The sequence below is a fragment of the Cellulosilyticum sp. I15G10I2 genome (assembly GCF_900095725.1).
GTDB lineage: Bacteria > Bacillota > Clostridia > Lachnospirales > Cellulosilyticaceae > FMMP01.
In genome coordinates this window covers 21,944-40,482 of record NZ_FMMP01000006.1, presented here as the reverse complement: position 1 = coordinate 40,482, position 18,539 = coordinate 21,944, and the positions used below count along the sequence as shown (strand labels likewise).

At 33.3% G+C, this 18,539-nt stretch carries 19 protein-coding genes and 1 other RNA gene; all 20 read right to left on the bottom strand.

Going from position 1 to position 18,539, the window contains the following annotated elements; genetic code table 11:
• Window positions 1–5: 5 nt before the first annotated feature.
• The 20 genes from BN3326_RS00290 to BN3326_RS00195 all read right to left on the bottom strand — a co-directional run bounded on the left by BN3326_RS00290 (window position 6) and on the right by BN3326_RS00195 (window position 18,529).
• Entirely contained in the window at window positions 6–752 is a 747-nt protein-coding gene (locus BN3326_RS00290) for a GntR family transcriptional regulator (RefSeq protein WP_069997127.1), read from the bottom strand.
• A gap of 71 nt (window positions 753–823) precedes the next feature.
• Complete coding sequence (uxuA, locus tag BN3326_RS00285) at window positions 824–1,888, bottom strand: mannonate dehydratase (protein ID WP_069997126.1); 1,065 nt, start codon at window positions 1,886–1,888, stop codon at window positions 824–826.
• A 527-nt stretch (window positions 1,889–2,415) separates the two neighbouring features.
• Window positions 2,416–3,804 (bottom strand): glucuronate isomerase, encoded by a 1,389-nt coding sequence (gene uxaC, locus BN3326_RS00280; RefSeq protein ID WP_330389548.1) that lies wholly within the window; start codon window positions 3,802–3,804, stop codon window positions 2,416–2,418.
• Between the two features lie 113 nt (window positions 3,805–3,917).
• On the bottom strand, window positions 3,918–4,649 hold the full coding sequence (locus BN3326_RS00275; protein WP_069998367.1) for a GntR family transcriptional regulator: 732 nt from the start codon (window positions 4,647–4,649) through the stop codon (window positions 3,918–3,920).
• A 193-nt stretch (window positions 4,650–4,842) separates the two neighbouring features.
• Window positions 4,843–6,138 (bottom strand): TRAP transporter large permease, encoded by a 1,296-nt coding sequence (locus tag BN3326_RS00270; protein ID WP_069997124.1) that lies wholly within the window; start codon window positions 6,136–6,138, stop codon window positions 4,843–4,845.
• A gap of 17 nt (window positions 6,139–6,155) precedes the next feature.
• Window positions 6,156–6,653 carry a TRAP transporter small permease gene (locus BN3326_RS00265; protein ID WP_083258428.1) on the bottom strand — a complete coding sequence of 166 codons (498 nt, stop codon included), beginning with the start codon at window positions 6,651–6,653 and terminating at the stop codon, window positions 6,156–6,158.
• Between the two features lie 35 nt (window positions 6,654–6,688).
• Complete coding sequence (locus BN3326_RS00260) at window positions 6,689–7,732, bottom strand: C4-dicarboxylate TRAP transporter substrate-binding protein (RefSeq protein WP_069997123.1); 1,044 nt, start codon at window positions 7,730–7,732, stop codon at window positions 6,689–6,691.
• Window positions 7,733–7,911: 179 nt separating this feature from the next.
• Window positions 7,912–8,103, bottom strand: a non-coding RNA gene (gene ssrS, locus BN3326_RS00255) — 6S RNA.
• Window positions 8,104–8,184: 81 nt separating this feature from the next.
• Window positions 8,185–8,799 carry a V-type ATP synthase subunit D gene (locus tag BN3326_RS00250; protein ID WP_069997122.1) on the bottom strand — a complete coding sequence of 205 codons (615 nt, stop codon included), beginning with the start codon at window positions 8,797–8,799 and terminating at the stop codon, window positions 8,185–8,187.
• A 5-nt stretch (window positions 8,800–8,804) separates the two neighbouring features.
• Window positions 8,805–10,187 (bottom strand): V-type ATP synthase subunit B, encoded by a 1,383-nt coding sequence (locus tag BN3326_RS00245; RefSeq protein WP_069997121.1) that lies wholly within the window; start codon window positions 10,185–10,187, stop codon window positions 8,805–8,807.
• Window positions 10,188–10,207: 20 nt separating this feature from the next.
• Window positions 10,208–11,980 carry a V-type ATP synthase subunit A gene (locus BN3326_RS00240; RefSeq protein ID WP_069997120.1) on the bottom strand — a complete coding sequence of 591 codons (1,773 nt, stop codon included), beginning with the start codon at window positions 11,978–11,980 and terminating at the stop codon, window positions 10,208–10,210.
• A complete protein-coding gene (locus BN3326_RS00235; protein WP_069997119.1) occupies window positions 11,973–12,614 on the bottom strand; it encodes a V-type ATP synthase subunit E in 642 nt (213 codons plus the stop codon). The genes BN3326_RS00240 and BN3326_RS00235 overlap by 8 nt, the downstream gene beginning before the upstream one ends.
• A gap of 10 nt (window positions 12,615–12,624) precedes the next feature.
• Window positions 12,625–12,933, bottom strand: coding sequence for a V-type ATP synthase subunit F (locus tag BN3326_RS00230; RefSeq protein WP_069997118.1), 309 nt, complete (start codon window positions 12,931–12,933; stop codon window positions 12,625–12,627).
• Window positions 12,934–12,963: 30 nt separating this feature from the next.
• On the bottom strand, window positions 12,964–13,398 hold the full coding sequence (locus tag BN3326_RS00225; RefSeq protein ID WP_083258427.1) for an ATP synthase subunit C: 435 nt from the start codon (window positions 13,396–13,398) through the stop codon (window positions 12,964–12,966).
• Between the two features lie 42 nt (window positions 13,399–13,440).
• The gene (locus tag BN3326_RS00220) at window positions 13,441–15,414 is read right to left on the bottom strand and encodes a V-type ATP synthase subunit I (protein ID WP_069997117.1); all 1,974 of its coding nucleotides are present in this window, start codon (window positions 15,412–15,414) and stop codon (window positions 13,441–13,443) included.
• A 19-nt stretch (window positions 15,415–15,433) separates the two neighbouring features.
• On the bottom strand, window positions 15,434–16,471 hold the full coding sequence (locus BN3326_RS00215) for a V-type ATPase subunit (RefSeq protein ID WP_069997116.1): 1,038 nt from the start codon (window positions 16,469–16,471) through the stop codon (window positions 15,434–15,436).
• Between the two features lies 1 nt (window position 16,472).
• A complete protein-coding gene (locus BN3326_RS00210) occupies window positions 16,473–16,802 on the bottom strand; it encodes a hypothetical protein (protein ID WP_069997115.1) in 330 nt (109 codons plus the stop codon).
• A gap of 143 nt (window positions 16,803–16,945) precedes the next feature.
• Window positions 16,946–17,458 (bottom strand): hypothetical protein, encoded by a 513-nt coding sequence (locus BN3326_RS00205; protein ID WP_069997114.1) that lies wholly within the window; start codon window positions 17,456–17,458, stop codon window positions 16,946–16,948.
• Window positions 17,459–17,507: 49 nt separating this feature from the next.
• Window positions 17,508–18,014 carry an SEC-C metal-binding domain-containing protein gene (locus BN3326_RS00200; protein WP_069997113.1) on the bottom strand — a complete coding sequence of 169 codons (507 nt, stop codon included), beginning with the start codon at window positions 18,012–18,014 and terminating at the stop codon, window positions 17,508–17,510.
• A gap of 14 nt (window positions 18,015–18,028) precedes the next feature.
• Entirely contained in the window at window positions 18,029–18,529 is a 501-nt protein-coding gene (locus tag BN3326_RS00195; protein ID WP_171903729.1) for a flavin reductase family protein, read from the bottom strand.
• Between the last annotated feature and the right edge of the window lie 10 nt (window positions 18,530–18,539).

Here is an 18,539-nt window from a genome sequence, read left to right as displayed (position 1 = left end):
CCTCTCTATCTTAACATTTTAAAAAAATCTCTATGCAGTAAATCGTATGATCCATTTGTTGCAGTATATTGATTCTCAAACAAGTCAGGATATTTATTTGATAAATCTAAATCTTCACCCTCTAATTTATTGAGGTGCAGATGCAATGCTATTATAAGTTTATCTGTATTTTTTTCTAAAATACATGCTATTAACATTTCATGCTGTTTGATAATGTTATCTAATATATTTTTCTCTGCTAAAGATAAAAGCCTACTTCTTTTATAGTGCCCAGACATATTTTGAATAGTTTCCCAACAAAGTCTTTTATCTGTTACATCAAAAAATGTTTTATGGAATTCATCATCATAATATATAGATTTTCTATAATCTGTATCACTAATACTTTTTTTTTGATTTTCTATAATTGACTCTAACTGTTTTATATCCGAAGGGGTATACTGATTCATAAACAACAAAATTGTTTTTTCTTCTAAACATTCTCTTAAATAACGTTCTTCTGAAACTCTACTCAAATCAATTTTGGAGATCATTGTGCCCCTTTGCGGCATTGTAGTAATAAGGCCTTCTTTTTCGAGCTTAATAAGTGCATCTCTTACAGGAGACCGACTTACATTAAGCTGAGCCGAAATATCCTTAATACTAATTATTTCGCCAGGCTTAAAATTAAGTTCAATAATATTATTTCTTAAATAACCATATACACTTTCACCAATAGTCATGTTTTGTCTTTCATTCTCTCTATAATACATACTGCTCCTTATCCCTTACATATATATTAATATATCTCTTAGTATACTCTATAAGGGATTTTACTTATACATTAAGACATTTTAGAAATGCTTTCCCATATGCCTTCTAAATAAGTAGCACCTAATGCTCTGTCATATAGACCATATCCAGGCATAGATACTTCACCCCATATAGCTCTACCATGGTCTGGACGTACTACCCCATCAAATCCGATATCATAAAATGCTTTCATAATTTCAAACATATCTAATGAACCATCTGTCGATAGATGTGCGGCTTCATCAAATTTCCCCTCGCCTAAATGGATAACATTTCTTACATGTGCAAAATGAATTTTTCCTTTAAGAGAACGTATAATGTCTGGAATATCGTTCTTTGGATTAGAACCTAATGAACCTGTGCATAAAGTAACCCCATTACAAGGACTATCTACCAAATTAACAAGTCTTAACAACTTCTCTTTTGATGTCATGATTCTGGTTAATCCAAATACTGACCAAGCTGGATCATCTGGATGAATAGCCATCTTAATACCATACTTTTCGCATGTTGGCATAATAGCTTCTAAAAAATATTTTAAATTAGCAAATAACTTTTCTTCATCTACATTTTTATAAAGTTCAAATAACTCTTTAATTCTTGCCATACGTTCTGGTTCCCAGCCTGGAAGAACAAATCCATTTGCCTTTTCATCCATAGATTCCATCATCTTCGTTGGATCAATAGCATCAATCAATCCCTGGTCATAAGATAAAACTGTAGAACCATCTGCTCTTCTCTTTGCCAGATCTGAACGTGTCCAGTCAAAAACAGGCATAAAATTATAGCAAACTAAATCAATACCTTCTTCTCCAAGTCTTTCAAGGGTTGTAATATAGTTAGCAATATATTTGTCTCTGTCTTCTGATCCAATTTTAATTGCGTCATGAATATTAACACTTTCAATACCTTTTATCTTCAGCCCTGCATCTTCAACTTCTTTTTTGATTGAACGAATTTTTTCGATTTCCCACGCTTCCCCTGGTACAGTATCGTATAAAGTTGTAACAACACCTACTACACCTGGAATTTGTCTGATTTGTTCTAAAGTCACAGAATCAAAATCTTTTCCAAACCATCTTAAAGTCATATCCATAATTTTTTCACCTTTCTTATAACTAGACTTATTTTACTATTAATACTATTTTTCTCATACTAGAATTTTCATATCTATAATATCAAGCACTTTTGCGCATTCAAAAATAGAATATATATGAGAAATGCTTTCTTTTAAATCTAGGTTTCCATCATTAACTGGGTTTAATACCTGTTGAATCTTTTTATTTTAAGCCTTGATCTTCTTATCGATTTCTACAAATCCCAGATCTAATAACTAAACGCTCACATTAGATCGACTATTATATATATTTTATAATATCTTCCGTAAAAATTTAGTTTTTATTACTTAATTCAACTGATATACCAGTATATTAGCATATCAACACTATTTAGTCTAGTTTTTTTATTATATTTTTATTTTGTATTTTTCTATTAAACTTTAAAATACCTATTGATTATTATTAAACTCTTCACCCGTTAGGTAGTGGCTATGCTGAGTGCCCTAAAAAAGGCTGCTAAATTACTTCAGCAACCTACAATTATTAGAAAATTCAGTTTATTATTTTATACTTCAAAATACCTTTTTGCATTATATAAACAAATATCTTGAATAATAGCACCGGTCTGTTCAAGATCATCTGCATATTCTCCGTTTTCTATCCATCCACCTATTAGGTTGCATAAAATACGTCTAAAGTATTCATGTCTAGGATAAGAAAGAAAACTTCTTGAATCTGTAAGCATGCCTATAAATCTGCCCAGGAGTCCTGAGTTCGCAAGACTTCTCATCTGATCTATCATGCCATCTCTATGGTCTTGCATCCACCACGCCGTCCCAAACTGTATCTTGCTTATTGCTTCACTTGATTGAAAATTACCTGCCATCGAAGCGAGTATCCAGTTATCTTTGGGATTCATAGTAAAAAGTACTGTCTTAGGTAAGTCATCTTGTCTTTCTAAGCGATCGAGAAGCCTCGAAAGATTGGATGCAATTTCACTGTCATGTACAGAATCAAATCCTGTATTAATACCTATATTTAATAAACTTTTAGTATTATTATTACGTAAAGCACCTATATGCAGCTCCATACCCCAGTTTTTCTTTTTGTACATGCCACCTAAAGCGACCATAAGAGCTGTCTTGTACTGATCTGCTTCTTTATGAGTAAGCGTATCTCCTTTAAGCGCTTTTTTAAATATTTTTTCTATTTCTTCATCTGTGTAATCTTCATAAGGCAGGCAGGTAAAACCATGATCACTTGCTCTGCATCCTACTTCATGAAAAAAGTCAATACGTCTTTTTAGTGCTGCACATAATCTCTCAAAATTTGAAATTTCTATATCTGTTATACGCGCTAAGCGTTCAATATAGTCTTTAAAGTCTTTATCTGTTATCTCTAACGCCTTATCCGGACGCATAGCAGGCAAAACTTTGGGTTTAAACGAAGCATCTTCTTTAAGTTTAATATGATACTCCAAAGTATCTACTGGATCATCAGTTGTACAAAGTGCATATACATTTGAAGCTTCTATTAACTTACGTGCTGAGAAATCTGGTTGATTAATTTTTGCATTCGCGCTTTGCCATATTGTATCAGCTGTTTTTTCACTAAGCACTTCCTTAATATCAAAATATCGTTGCAGTTCTAAATGTGACCAGTGATATAGCGGATTACCCATTGCATAAGGCATGCAAGAAGCCCATGCTTTAAATTTGTCATAGCCATCAGCCTGTCCCGTTATAAATTGTTCTTCTATCCCATTTGCTCGCATAAGACGCCACTTATAATGATCTCCACCAAGCCATAGCTCTGCTAGATCTTTAAAATGCTTATCTTCATAAATTTCTTGCGGACTTAAATGACAGTGATAGTCGAATAACGGCACATTTTTTGCATACGTATGGTATAAAACCTGTGCAGTCTGAGTCTCTAAAAGAAAATTTTCATCCATAAACTTTTTCATTATTTTATTCTCAACCTTTCCTAATCTATTCTTTATGATATACTTCTTTTCTAACTTTTTTCTGACTGTATCTGGTTTCGATACAGGTTTAGCAAAATTAGTTATATTCTATTGTAAAAGTCTTTAATTAGAAAGTTATCATCATCCTGTTCTTTAAAGAATTCAGGATATTTTTTTATAAGCTCTGTCTCTTCCATGGAAATTTTAGTAAGATGTGTCTGAGACATTTCTATAGCTTTATCAAAATTTTTATGACATATATTTTCTATAATTTGTTGATGCTGTGTCACTACATTCGTTAATATTTTATCATCCCATAAAGACATAAGACGTACTCTCCTATAATGTCCGCACATACTTTGAAGAATTTCCCAACACATAGTTTTATCAATACTTTTGAAAAACACACTATGAAAACTATCGTCATAATCTAAAAAAGATAAATAATCGTTACAATTAAGACTTTGTTTTTGCATTTCAATATTATTTCTTAGGATTGCAATATCGCTTTCCTTATACATCTTAATAAATAGCCGTATAGCATTTTCTTCAAGGCTATTACGTAAAAATCTTTCTTCATCTACACGTTTTAAGTCTATTTTAGAAACACTGGTTCCTTTCTGCGGAATAATGTCAACAAGTCCTTCTTTTCCTAATTTAATGAGTGCATCTCTTACTGGAGATCTGCTTACATTTAGTTTTTCAGAAATTTCTTTTATGCTGAGTGCTTCTCCGGGCTTAAAGTTTACAGAAATAATATTTTTACGCAGACTGTAGTATATACTATCTCCTATATTATAAGAAGAATGTTTAGATAAACTTATATTATCCATATACATACCGCCCTCCTTTCCAAAATACTAATTATTCTAATATATCATCCATTATTATATAGCTTTAATAAACACTTTTCAATGATTTTTAGCTTAACTAAAAATTTAGCTACTTATATTTAGAATAATCTTATGCCTTAAGCAAATTTAAAACCAACTTTGGTACACTTTATGCGTACCAAAGTTGGTTTATTTATACTGGAAATAGTACATTTGGAAGCCACATTACAATTTGTGGGAAGAAAAGCAAGAGAGCTATTTCTACAATAATTGCTGCAACAAACGGAACAGATTCTTTTACATAATCTTCTGTCGGGCATCCTATTAACTGACATGTAGTATACATTGTAACCCCAACCGGTGGCGTCATTCCTCCCATTGTAACAATTGTCATCATTAGTATTCCAAAGTGAATAGGATCAATCCCTACACTTGTAACAATCGGAAGAAAGATAGGTGTTAAAAGTAATGTATTTACTGTCGCTTCCATAAACATTCCTGCTATAAATAAAAATACAAGTATGATAAGTAACAGTAACTGAGGATGTGTTGTAATCCCTGTAATAAACTGTGCCATTGTCTGCGGTAATTGATTATAAACAATAACATAACCAAAAATACCTGAACATGCAATGATAAGCATAATCATGCCATTATCATTAATTGTTTGACGAAGTACTTCTCCCGCGCTTTTGATATCCAGTTCACGGTAAACAAATGCTCCTACAACAAATGCATAAACTACTGCAAAAGCTCCTGCTTCTGATGATGTAAAAATACCAAATCTTATCGTAACAATTAAAAGAATAGGAAATAATAATGCCCAAAAACTTTCAAGAAATGATGTTCCAAGTTCTTTTGCGGATGCTTTTGGCATTCTTGGAATAACACATATTCCCTTTTTTTCCTTTGACTTCATTGTAAGGTTTACAGTGACCATTAAAATCAGACACATAATAGCTCCTGGAATAATCCCTGCAACAAATAGTCTTCCTATCGATACTTCACCTACAAACCCATACAATATAAGTCCAACGCTTGGTGGAATAGTTGCAGTAATTAAAGACGTAAGACCAATTACTGCTGCACTATATCCTTTAGGATATCCTTGTTTGGTCATATCAGGTCCAAGTAGTCTTGACTCCATAGCAGCATCTGCAACTGCCGAACCTGATATACCTCCCATTAGCGTAGATAATATAACTGAAACTTGTGCAAGTCCTCCTGTCATATGTCCTGTTAAAACAGTTGAAAACTTTACAAGTCTTTTTGTAATACCAGCTGCATTCATCAAGTTCCCTGCCATGACAAAGAAAGGCACTGCTAAAAGAGGAAATGACTGTGTAGATGAAATCATTTTTTGAACTGCTATAGCATAAGGCAGATCAGACTGTGCAAAAAAGAATGCAAGGCTTGATATACCAATTGTAAAAGCAAGAGGCATACCGCTTAAAAGAAAAACAACAAAAAGTATTCCAAATATTAACATAATCTATTCCTCCTCGCCTACCATGCTGATTTACTATTATCTAACATGCTGTCTTCTTTCTCCATTATAGTTTTTTTAAGCTTGTCACACATTGTAAGAAACATAAGTGCTGAGCCTACTGGAACACTTAATGTTGCATAGGAATAACTAAGTTTCAATGTATTAAAAAGTCTTTGATAATTTTCTATAGAAAGCTGAACACCATAAACAATAACAATAATTAAAAAAGCACATATAACAATAGAATTAATAGTTTTTATAAGTTTCCTTACTTTAAAAGGAAACTTATTTACAAACATATCCACACCTATATGACTGTCATTTTTAAGGGCAACATCTGCTCCTAAGAATACAACCCAACCAAATAGTAATTGTGCCACATCTATCGACCAAGCAACCGGATGGCCAACCCATCTTATTAAAGCTGCAATAAAAACTAGTCCAACAATACCTATAATAAACATGACTCCTATAAACATTTCTACTTTCTTAATAGAGTCTAAAACCTTGCCCACTTTATCACTCCTTTTTAATGTCCCTATTTATAAGACTATTTTCCAAGTAATGCATCTACTTGAGCTTTAGCTTCTACAAGGTTATTCTTTTCATATACAGATTTACTAGCTTCTTTGAAAGGTGTAATATCTACTTCTGTAATAGTTACACCAGCAGCTTTCATTTCTTCTTCGTTTGCAGCAAGTCCATTAAGTGTTTGATCTGACGCAAACGTTCCTGCACTTTCAGCTTCTTCAAGCACTATCTGCTGCATATCTGTTGGAAGGGATTCAAAGAATTTATTACCAATTACGAGTGGAGACATTAATTGGAAATGTCCTGTTTTTGCAATATACTTAACGATTTCATATAATCTTGCACCAACGATTGCAGGATACTGTGCTTCGCATCCATCTACAACCTTTTGCTGTAAACCTGGATATACTTCTCCCCATGCAAGAGCTGTTGCATTAGCTCCCATAGCATTGATTGAATCTGTAAAAATTGGTGATCCTGGAGTTCTTACTCTAAGCCCTTTTAAATCTTCTGGTTTTTCTACTAGTGTGTTAGTCATAAAGTGTCTTGCCCCTTGATACCAGTTAAATGAAAGCACTCTATAACCGCTTGTAGATACTTTACCGTACCATTCTTTAAATAAATCAGATGTAACTAGTTTTTCAGCTTCTTCATAATTATCTACAACATATGGTGCTGCAAGCACACCAATTTCTGGAACAATCTCAGACATAAGTGCAGCATCAGAAATAGCTGCTACATTGGCTCCCATCTTAGCTTGTTCCATAATGTCTTTAGTGTCACCAAGCTGTGAACTAGGATATACCTCAACTTTTAATTTACCTTCTGTACGCTCTTCAACATTTTTCTTGAATTCCATCGCTCCAAGATACATAGGATCTTTTTCAGTAACAACCATTCCTATTTTTAAAGTATATGTTTTGCTATCATCCGCTGGCTTTGCTTGGGCTGGTTTGTCAGCTGCTGGCTGCTGGTTTCCTTGTGATGTGCTGCTTCCCGCACATGCTGTAAGCATTGTTGCCATAAGTAACGATGATAATACTACTGATAATTTTCTTTTCATAGTTTACACCCCTTTTAAATTTATATTAGTATATTATCATAACTAATATATTAGTATCAATAGTATTTTACTACATTGCTTTTCTTTTGGTAGAATTCACTATATATTAGATTCTTTTTTTGACAAATACCACAAAAAAGCATCGACTAATCAGTCGATGCTTTAATATATGTTTTTAAATATGTCCCAAAATGCCGTTCCTGCAATTTTGACGCCCTAGCCGTACTAGGGGGGTGACCTTCCAATATAGCTTTGCCTTCCACTGCCCAAAGGGAATTAGCTTGTGGCCTGACATCACTATCTGCGAAATCGGTCTCCCAATCTTATGTTGTAGGTTCAAAATAACAGGTTGTCGTACATCTCAGGTTTTGTTTTGTATCCTTATTATATCATTTTATAATTATTTTGCAAGGTAAAACATAAAACATTTCTGTGAAAAATTAACCAATATTCTAGTTAGATCGTCCTTTAATTCTCTTAAGTCTAAAGAAGTCTTCTCGCTCTTTTTCTTCTAATACATCTTGAATATATTTAACTTGTTCCTGATATTTTGGCATCTGAATATGCTCAAGTGCATTTGTTCTTTTTTGAGTTTTTTCTATCTCTTTTGCGAGTTTATAGATTGAATTCTCTATTTCTGCCAGTTCATATATCATATATTTAACTTCTCTAAATTGATGCGTTGCTTCATCTAATGCTGGATTAGTATTATGAAACCCATAGCTTGGAAGTACTTCTTTTCTGTCATATTTAAGTGTTGGAATATCTACACCCATTACACTTTTAAGCAGTACTTCAAATTGTTCATCCTTTGGAATACTGTGTGCTATACTTTCAACATTTTTAATACCCATTGTAATATTTACTGTTTGAAGCCCGCCATAGGCACCTTCAATAGCCTTATAAATTTGTGATTGTATAGCCTTAGCTTGATCTACAAGGGACATCATCTCTTTAATAAGAACATTTCTTTTCTTATCCAGAAGTTCAAAACCTTTGTTTGCCAGCGCCAATGAAGCTTTTGCTTTTATGAGGTTTGATTTAGTAGGTGCAACAAGTACAGCCATAACGACTACTCCTTTTTACCTTTATAGTACTTATTAATAAGTTCTGGTTTTAAGCGGTCTAGATCTGATCTTGGTAAGATAGATAGTATCTTCCATCCTAGATTTAAAGTTTCAGTAATGCTTCTATTTTCAAAGCTGCTTTGTGCAATGAATTTTTCTTCAAAAACGCGACCAAATTTAAGGTAAAGTTTATCAACATCTCCAAGATCATCTTCGCCTATAATTTGAGCGAGTGAACGTAGATCCTGCACTTTTGAGTAGGATGAAAAGAGTTGGCTTGCAAGATCTGCATGGTCCTCTCTTGTATAATCTTTTCCTATACCATCTTTCATCAGACGCGATAAGGATGGTAGTATTGCTATCGGTGGATAAATACCTTTCTGGTTGAGCTCACGATTTAATACAATCTGTCCTTCTGTAATAAAACCAGTAAGGTCAGGTATAGGATGGGTGATATCATCATTTGGCATTGTTAAAATTGGAATAAGTGTAATAGAACCTTCTTTACCTTCTATCATCCCTGCTCTTTCATATATAGTTGAAAGGTCACTATATAAATATCCTGGATAACCTTTACGTGAAGGCACTTCTCCACGGGTAGATGAAATCTCTCTAAGTGCTTCACTATAACTGGTCATATCAGTAAGAATAACCAGCACATGCATATTGTGTTCAAAAGCTAGATATTCAGCAGCTGTAAGTGCACATTTAGGGGTTGAAATTCTTTCTGTAATCGGATCATCTGCCAGATTAAGATACATAACAACATGATCAAGTACACCAGCGGCTTCAAAGCTGCGTATAAAATAGCTTGCATCATCATGCCTTACCCCCATAGCACCGAACACTACTGCAAAATTCTCACTGTCTGAACCCTCTATTTCTGCTTGTTTAACAATTTGAACTGCGAGTTCATTATGTGCAATACCGCTCCCTGAAAAGATAGGAAGCTTCTGTCCACGTATAAGTGTCATAAGTGCATCGATTGCTGAAAGTCCTGTTTTTATATAATTCCTTGGATACTTACGTGCTACTGGATTAATAGGCCTTCCATTTACATTGTATTTATTATGGGAGATAATTTGATACGCCCCGTCAATAGGTTCGCCCATACCATTAAAAGTTCTTCCAAGTATTTCTTTTGAAAGTGGCAGCATAAGAGGCTCACCTAGAAATTTAACAGCAGTATTATGGGTAGAAATACCAGCCGTGCCTTCAAAAACCTGAATAACCACTTGATCTTTTTCTATTTTAATAACCTTACCTTTTCGTATTTCATTTTGATCAATCTTAATCTCTACCATCTCATCATAAGCAACATTTTCTATATTGGAAAGGACAATGAGTGGCCCTTCTACTTTGTCTAACTTTAAGTATTCTTTTCTCATAAGCTTACCTTTCCCTGCTACTATTGATATTTTTGCCTTAATTCTTTATAGCTGGCAATTATTTTTTCTCCTAGTAAATCCAGCTGTTCAGTCTGATCATTAGGTATGTCATATTTCATTTTAATAACCTCCTCAAAAACAGTTTCTTTACGTATTGTTGAAATAGGGATACCCATTTTCACACACTCTAAAGTGTTTTCATAAAGTTTTTGAATAACGACCAGCATTTTATACTGCTTTTCTAAAGTCACATAAGTATCTTCTTTGTGCAGCGCATTTTGTTGTAAAAATGCTTTTTTTATTGTTCTGGCTATTTCTAATATAAGCAGTTGGTCATTGGGCAAAACATCTTCCCCCACTAACTGTACAATCTCATTAAGTTTTTCTTCTTCCTGCAGAATACGGATCATCTTAGAACGCAGCTGAAGCATATCCGGAGCAACATTCTCTTTATACCAATCTTCAAGCATTGTAATATATGCACTATAGCTTGTTAAATAATTAATTGCTGGATAGTGTCTTGCATAAGCAAGCTTTTTATCAAGTGCTAAAAAAGCACTGACAAATCGTTTTGTGTTTTCCGTAACTGGCTCTGAGAAGTCTCCTCCTGGAGGAGATACAGCCCCTATAATAGTAACCGACGCTTCATCTCCCCCCAAAGTACGTACACATCCTGCTCTTTCATAAAATTGTGCAAGCCGTGATGGTAGATACGCCGGGAATCCTTCCTCAGCTGGCATTTCTTCTAGACGTCCTGATATTTCACGAAGGGCTTCTGCCCACCTTGATGTAGAATCTGCCATAATAGCTACGTCGTATCCCATATCTCTGTAGTATTCAGCCATAGTGATTCCAGTATAAATACTTGCCTCACGGGCTGCAACAGGCATATTAGACGTATTGGCGATAAGTATGGTTCTTTCCATAAGCGGTCTATTGGTACGCGGGTCAATAAGGGCTGGAAATTCTTCAAGCACATTGGTCATTTCATTGCCACGTTCTCCGCATCCTACATAAATAATAATATCTGCATCGCTCCACTTTGCAAGTTGATGCTGTGTAACTGTCTTGCCCGTTCCAAAACCTCCTGGCAGCCCTACAGTGCCCCCTTTAGCTAATGGAAAAAAAGTATCAATAACTCTTTGTCCTGTAACAAGCGGTTTGTATATAGGTATACGTTGACCCACAGGCCTTGGTTTTCTTACTGGCCACTTTTGCATCAGTGTAAGATTTATCCTATTTCCATCTTGTCGCTCAATGACAGCAACGGTATCTTTAAGCTTATACTTGCCATCCGATTTAACCTCTATTATTTTACCTTGCTGAATATATGCCGGCAGGGTGATCTTATGCAAAATACTTTGAGTTTCTTGAACTGTCGCATACACTTCCCCAGGCTTTAAAAGGTCACCTTCTTTGACAACCAGTTTGACCTCCCACTCTTTATCTTCATCTATTGACAATAGTCCTATCCCTTGTGGAATAAATATGCTTGATATTTCTTCTATCTTTTTAAGCGGCCGTTGAATACCATCAAATATATTGCCAAGCATGCCAGGTCCAAGATTCAATGATAAAGGACTGCCAGTTGCAGTTATCTTTTCTCCCGCCTTTAAGCCTTCTGTCTCTTCATAAACTTGAATAGTCGCAATATCCCCTTCTAGCGAAACAACTTCTCCTATTAGCTGGCCCTCTCCAACAGTAACCATTTCATTAACTTTAAACGAAGCCATCTGACTGCCTTTAACTACTGGACCATTAATGAGCTGAATAACTCCAAATTGGTCATTCAAGTGTTCCACCCACCTCTCCTATGGCTGTAAAAAGTGATTCAATAATATAATTTTTAGAGTCCTGAAGCAAAGCTGCAATACTTGCATCTATTCTCATATTAAATACTGGATCAACTATAATAACACCACCTAATATCGTGTCATTTATTATTTCGAAGCTTAGTTTTTGTGCATCTAATTCTAAATTAATCAAGATCTCTTTAATATAATCTTTATGATGAGCATAATCCCACTCTGTCATATACACAACTAAGTCATGTTTATAATCCTTTATTTCTTTAAATTGCATAAGATAGCCTTTTAAAAAGTTTTTATACGCTTCGGTTTGAGTAAATGATTTAATTTTGGCTTCAAAATGACCTATAAACATATTAATATATTTTTCTTTAGTAAGCAGTACCTCTCTTTTAGCTGATATTTTACTTTTGCTTATAATCTCAATTTTTTTTAGTTCTGCACGCTTTTTAGCATTTTCTATAATCATATTTGCTTCTTTATCTACTTTATCTTTATTTCTTATAATACGTCTTTTATACTCTTTATCAAGTTCAGCTAGTTTATTTTCCACTTCTTCTTTAATATCTTGATGTAAAAGTTTAGAAAACAAAGTTAATTTTTGCTCGATTGTAACCATATTTATCACCTCATATGCGGATTCCTACCGATTCTCTAATATAATTTGTAATGACATCATGCCCTCTGGTAGTTCCATGCCTGTCTGGAATCTCAATTATAAGTGGTTTTTTTTGCTTTAATTTATATTCCATGATTTCTTCTTTTGCTAGATCTACAATTTTTTCTGTTAGTATAATAATACCAATATCAGGATCAATAACAGCAGCTTTCATGACTTCTATAACATCTTCTTTTGTATGCACTATGACACCATCTATGCCTGCAAGCCGCATTCCTACCAAAGTATCTCTATTATCACTAATTAAAAATGTTTTCATGTTAGACCTCTTTTCTATAGATAGTCTCCTTTACATAAATAAAATGAGTATTGAAATAATCATCCCATAAATCGCTATACCTTCCGCCATACCAACGAATATAAGTGTCTTACCGAGTATAGAAGGATCTTCTGAAACAGCTCCAATAGCAGAGGAACCTACTGAACCTACTGCCATCCCTGTCCCAATTGTAGCAAGTCCTGTACTAAGAGCAGCAGCTAAATATTTAAAACCTGCTCCCATAGAAATGCCTGCCAGTGCAGCTGTATTTGTCTCTTGGGCTGCAAATATCGGCGTAATAAATCCTACTGCAAAAAAAGCTGCTATCATAACACCAAATAATGACAACGAAGTGAGCATAGCTGTTTTAATATTCCCTTGTCTTTGTAACTTCATCATTCTAAAACCGTATGAAACTGTTCCTACTGCTATAACTACTGTAAAAAAAACGATTAATTGCATCATTATATGTCCCATCCCTTCATATCTAAAAGATCAATAATTTACTTATTCTCGTATTTTAACTGGATGATAGGCTATACCATCTCCGCTAAAATATTTACTAAACATCTCATAATATTGCAATCTTAACCCTTGGATAAATACAACAAGTCCTTCAAGAGTAAGAATTAATAAATTACCTAGTAATAATATAAAAAACTTAAGTATTTGATTTTCTGTCATTTCTGACATTTTAATAAATGCTAGAAATAATCCTGCATGATTAAGTGCAAAAGCACCTATACGAATAAATGAGATCCCATTGCTCAGGGAGCTTAATATGGTCTCTATTCCTTCAAAACTACTTTCTACATAATAGGAAGATTTTGAACCCTGTATAAGGGGTCTTTTTCTTTGTACTAAATGTGTGAGTGGTTCTTTAAAAATCATCATAAAGAAAGTAATAACCATTACGCCAACTGGAAAAAGTACTGAAATAGGTATAACGCCCCCAAGTGTTACAAATGTCATAACAAGTCCCATAAAGAAAAGATAACCCGCAACACCATTTTTACCAAACACCCCGTGCTCAATATCTCTCTTTTTAAATAAGTTAATAATCCCAATCATAAAAGATATTGTGAGCACAAAAACACCAAATATGACGCCCACCAACAGTATGGGCATAATATTATCTTCATTGAGTGGTCCACCATGAACGACTGCTATCTTCTCAAGAATAGGAATATGTTCAAGTCCAAATATACTGCCGTATATAAATCCAAAAGCTATAGAACTTAAACCTAAGCGCGTCAGTACACCTCCAGCCGTTTCGTTCTTCTTATAAAGTAAAACACCGACCAAAAAGTAAACAAGTCCTTGTCCTATATCCCCAAACATAATCCCAAACATAAAACAAAAGGTTATCCCTAAGAAAGGTGTTGGATCTATTTCGTTATAGGCAGGTAATCCATAGAGTTTTACAATCGTTTCAAAAGGCTTAAAAAACCAATTATTCCTAAGTTCGGTAGGTGGTATGGCATCTTTTCCTATTTCATCCTTGGTCTTAAAAATAACAACATATTTGTCAGTTATATTTGCTATAATTTCTTCTAGTTTCTCCCTATCTTTTGCTCTAATCCATGCATTAAGAACAAAGACATTATTGCCATATATGATTTGTTGCTTAAGCTCTGTTATTTTTTGCTCTAACTTGATTCTTGTATAAATTTTATTTAAAAGAAGTGCCGTTTCTTCTTTATTTTCAATAATCTTTTCTTCTAAAGCTCCAATCTCTTTTTTTAAGACAACGATTTTCTCATTAACTGTTTTTCTTACTTCATGAATATTACCTAACGCATCTTCTGGTACATAGAGCGTGTGCCAATTTAAAGACTTTAGCAGTCGCTTAGTTTCATCTTTGAATTCTTTGAGGTAGAAAATAATATAAATATCTTCTCTTGAATCTTCAATAATACCTATTTTTAGTACTAAAGCACTAATGTTTTCATAGTTTTTCTTAATATGCAGCTTATTATCTCTAGATAGCATGCCTATTTCATAATCAAAGTAATTCATATGGGCTATTTCATTAAAGTCAATTGTTTCACGAACATATTTTATCTTTTCTAGAAAACATATAAGTTCATTCATATGCGCTCTTTTTTGATTAATAATTTCTATACTCGGTTCAATTGTTTGATTGATGAGCTCTAAATCTCTTATCGCCTCTGCCCCTACATATTCTTTTATATGCTCTTTATCAAGTTTTAATGTAATATTGAGATCAGATGAAATTTGAAGGACTGTTCGTTCCAGATCATTGTATTGGTTTTCAATTTCAACATAATTTACTTCGTGTATGTGCTTACTGCTAGATAACATCGTTTCATATTCATGTACCATGAAATTATTATCATAAAGATCACTATGTTCCAAATTTAAATGCACATTTTCACAAAGAACTAATTGTTGTAGTATGGCATGTTCTTCATCTAGGGAACTTACTAGATTAAGCAGTAACATTTTTTCGATAGCCATGTATAGCCTCCTCCGCTCTTTATATTGTATGAACCAAATATTTTTTCAGTTCATCTTGTGGCAAAGTATATCTTATGCCTTCTGTAAGAGCAACTAAATCTTGTACTTCTATATAAAGCGTGTAGATATATGCTAAAGACAATGAGATATTTTCTTCTCGTGTATTCATCCTCATTATATAATGATAAAGTTGTCTATCAATGGTATGTTCAAGAAAAGCATCACTTTCCTCTTGAAAAAGAGATGAAGAAATATATCTTTGAACAAGTTTTTTATACTCATCTAAATTTTTAGTGTAGCTTAAAATCTTTAACCTTTGATAATTTACTTTATCGCCAAAAGGTAAACTATAAATAAGTATTTCCTCTGGAGAGATATCATAATATTTTGTGGCTCTATAAATCCATTGTATATTAATTAAATCAATTTTTGTGCCTATTATCTTCTTAGCAATTTTCTTATCTTTGGGCGCTAACTGTTCAGCAACTTCCATTAGCTGTTTGTAGAATAAAATATAGAGCTTCATTTCCATATGAAACTCTCTTTTAGCTATATCCTCTTCGGCCATTGTTTTCAGAGTATCATAGTAAATCGTTCCTTTAAGTGCCTCTATAAACTGTATTACATTTTTACAAGTTATGAGTTTATCATATATGGTCAAACCATACTTTTGGGAGTGTACAAAAAAATGTTCGATTCCCTGCATATTTTCATTTCTTGAGATACTTCTTAGTAATAACTGCAGATCATTTATTTCATATTCCATTAAAAATGTTTTGAAAAACACTTTATAGCTGCCTGAAAAATAATGCAGCATGTTTTCTATTTCACTCACAATATACCGATCTAAAACAACTTCTAATTCTGTACGATGTACGTCCTCTATTTTATAGTCATTTAGAAGGCGTTTATACCCTGGTCTTTTTTTCAAAAAGTCTATGACCTGTACAACTGATTTAAATTCTACTGTTTTTTGCCACTCTTTATTTGAGAGCAAACTTTTTTTTCTGGCATGTATTTTAGTGTTGATTGCCCCATACGCCGCAAAAGCATTCATTTTATTCCTCCGCTAAAAAAAGTTCATTAAATAGCTTATCAAGCATGAGATTCTCCACTTGTAAATAATGATTTTCTATAAGAAGTGTTGCTTGTTTGCATCTTTCTTCGTCTAGTTGACATTGCAGCATACCACCTGCTATAACCTGATTATAAAGTTCCTCAGCTTTTTTATTAGCTTCTTTTATGGTTTGCTCTTCATATATTTTCATTTCCTCTTCGTACTGTTCTTTTCTTAATCGAAGTAACTCTTCATTATTTTGTTTCGTACTCAAGGCTATAGAATCAATTTGAATAATTTGTTTGATAATATCTTCCATACAATCTTCCATACAAAACCCTCTCTATGCATCCATCTATTATGAATCGTAATGTATTAAATTTATGTTTATATTCTATCACTTTATTACAAAAAATAAAGAACTATTTTTAAAATGGCTAAAGAACCTTATATCTTCATAAGATATAAGGTTCTTTAGCCATTTTCTTTTATTAATTTAGTAAGAATTTCTTCGAATTTTTTTCTATTTTCTCCAAAAACTAACAATTTAATATAATTGTAGCTATCAATTTCTTTTGTAAAAGTAATATCAAAAGATGTATAGCCTTTTCTTTCCTTAGTTCTAATTGTCTCTACATCATCTTTTTTTAGCAAGTACCCGAGTAAAAGAATAGATTCATTTTCAGGTGAAATAAATAGTTTTAAGTAGCTATTAAGAATTGTAAAACCAACAACTAAAAGCGTAATCAAGATACTCGCTTTATTAATGGTTTTACCGCCTAGTAATGCTGCACTATTAATGAAAATTGTCACTACTATGCAAATACAACTTACTGTGGTGAAAAAGTCCTTTTTAATTGCTGTTAATTGAATAGTGTTCTTATTTAGTTTTTTAAAATCCACCGCCAAAGTATTATTTATGACCTTAAGTATACTCACAAGTATGTAAATAAGTACTATAAGATAGTATGACCATTTGATATCCATTCAACTTCATTCCTCTCATACATTTAAAAAATAACTGCTTATTAAGCAGTTATTTCATACAGCATTGTTTGTATTTCTTACCGCTTCCACAAGGACAAGCGTCATTACGACCAACTTTTTTATCTTTTACAACTGTTTTTGTTTTATTATATTCTTTTTTGATATTCATCCTTTGCTCAGCTGGTAAAAGTTCTTCCCACTGTGGTAAATTATAAAGCCACTCGGCCTTAGCATCTAACATATTCCAGTATAGCTTTTCTAAGTCGAATTCTAATTTTACAATAGAAGATCCATCTAATTCTTCAAGATTATATTCTCCATTTTTAAGACTTGAATTGATGCCATCTACAAATCCTAAAAACTCAACATCATTCATATTAAAACGTTCACCAAGCTCTGATATCGAGCCTTCCACTACTTCTTCTAAATGAGACAACAGATAATCATAAACATCTCGTTCTCTTGCCAAATAATTTTCAACTACTTTTTTGTATTCCTCTACTGATCTTTCTTTAGCATCTTCACCATAGTTATTCCATTGTTCATATAAACTCATTAAAATTCTCCTTTTTACTTTAAATAAGTTCCTACTATTTCGCCATAATAAAGCACATGGTAGTCATTATTATTATAAAATGTTGTTACCATATCAGATGTGATAGTGTTGGAGGTAACTTCTTGTTTACTTATTATTTTACATTCATAGTGCAAGTCACACTCACCTACAAGGGGTGCGTCTACATGATTTGCCTCTATCTTTGTAAGATTTAAATCCTGCCATTTGTTACAGTCTCTTCCTGATTTACTGCCGCAATACCCAAGTTCCTTTTTAAGCTGCCCATGCATGGGTATACTCACTGTAAAACAATTAGACTTTTCTATCAGTTGATAGGTATGTCTTGAATATCTTACCATAACCATAAAAACAGGTCTACTCCACATAAAGCCTATACTTCCCCATCCAATTGTCATGGTATTATCTTCTTGGCCTGCCCTAACATTTAAGAATGCACCTTTAGCAAGTGTCTCTAATGCCTGTTTAGCATAATCATTATACATTACTTCTTTCAATTTTACCACT

What these genes read in the sequence shown, in the direction of transcription:
- BN3326_RS00290 (WP_069997127.1), bottom strand. Translation starts at nt 752, where the DNA reads ATGTATTATAGAGAGAATGAAAGACAAAACATGACTATTGGTGAAAGT.
- uxuA (WP_069997126.1), bottom strand. Translation starts at nt 1,888, where the DNA reads ATGGATATGACTTTAAGATGGTTTGGAAAAGATTTTGATTCTGTGACT.
- uxaC (WP_330389548.1), bottom strand. Translation starts at nt 3,804, where the DNA reads ATGGATGAAAATTTTCTTTTAGAGACTCAGACTGCACAGGTTTTATAC.
- BN3326_RS00275 (WP_069998367.1), bottom strand. Translation starts at nt 4,649, where the DNA reads ATGGATAATATAAGTTTATCTAAACATTCTTCTTATAATATAGGAGAT.
- BN3326_RS00270 (WP_069997124.1), bottom strand. Translation starts at nt 6,138, where the DNA reads ATGTTAATATTTGGAATACTTTTTGTTGTTTTTCTTTTAAGCGGTATG.
- BN3326_RS00260 (WP_069997123.1), bottom strand. Translation starts at nt 7,732, where the DNA reads ATGAAAAGAAAATTATCAGTAGTATTATCATCGTTACTTATGGCAACA.
- BN3326_RS00250 (WP_069997122.1), bottom strand. Translation starts at nt 8,799, where the DNA reads ATGGCTGTACTTGTTGCACCTACTAAATCAAACCTCATAAAAGCAAAA.
- BN3326_RS00245 (WP_069997121.1), bottom strand. Translation starts at nt 10,187, where the DNA reads ATGAGAAAAGAATACTTAAAGTTAGACAAAGTAGAAGGGCCACTCATT.
- BN3326_RS00235 (WP_069997119.1), bottom strand. Translation starts at nt 12,614, where the DNA reads ATGGTTACAATCGAGCAAAAATTAACTTTGTTTTCTAAACTTTTACAT.
- BN3326_RS00230 (WP_069997118.1), bottom strand. Translation starts at nt 12,933, where the DNA reads ATGAAAACATTTTTAATTAGTGATAATAGAGATACTTTGGTAGGAATG.
- BN3326_RS00225 (WP_083258427.1), bottom strand. Translation starts at nt 13,398, where the DNA reads ATGATGCAATTAATCGTTTTTTTTACAGTAGTTATAGCAGTAGGAACA.
- BN3326_RS00220 (WP_069997117.1), bottom strand. Translation starts at nt 15,414, where the DNA reads ATGGCTATCGAAAAAATGTTACTGCTTAATCTAGTAAGTTCCCTAGAT.
- BN3326_RS00215 (WP_069997116.1), bottom strand. Translation starts at nt 16,471, where the DNA reads ATGAATGCTTTTGCGGCGTATGGGGCAATCAACACTAAAATACATGCC.
- BN3326_RS00210 (WP_069997115.1), bottom strand. Translation starts at nt 16,802, where the DNA reads ATGGAAGATTGTATGGAAGATATTATCAAACAAATTATTCAAATTGAT.
- BN3326_RS00205 (WP_069997114.1), bottom strand. Translation starts at nt 17,458, where the DNA reads ATGGATATCAAATGGTCATACTATCTTATAGTACTTATTTACATACTT.
- BN3326_RS00200 (WP_069997113.1), bottom strand. Translation starts at nt 18,014, where the DNA reads ATGAGTTTATATGAACAATGGAATAACTATGGTGAAGATGCTAAAGAA.